Source organism: Mariniradius sediminis (genome assembly GCF_021491425.1).
Lineage (GTDB): Bacteria > Bacteroidota > Bacteroidia > Cytophagales > Cyclobacteriaceae > Mariniradius > Mariniradius saccharolyticus.
In genome coordinates, this window is sequence record NZ_JAKEVZ010000093.1 from 1 (window position 1) to 255 (window position 255).

Consider the following 255-nt stretch of genomic DNA (forward strand, 5'->3'; position numbering starts at 1 on the left):
TGTTGATCCGGCGCATGTTCAGGAAGTTTACTAAGGTACCTAGGACAGGCTCCACGGTCCGGCTCCGGATTTTGCCGATCCGCCTGGCATAGGCGGGGTTTTGGGTAAGCTTCCGGTGCATCCGGTCATAGTAGGGCTTGTCGATGCTCTCCTCCAGTTTCTTGAACCTGGTCGCCTTGCCGCAGCACTTCTCCCGTAGCGGGCAGCTCCCGCAGACCGTCTCCGAACTCCTGTAGCTCTTTTTGTCGTAGCCCT

The 255-nt window shown here is 58.0% G+C and carries 1 protein-coding gene; it reads right to left on the minus strand.

Features of this window, described 5'->3' with window-relative positions; translation table 11 throughout:
* A partial coding sequence (locus L0U89_RS20675) for a transposase (RefSeq protein ID WP_234863209.1) occupies positions 1-255 on the minus strand: 255 nt, incomplete at both ends.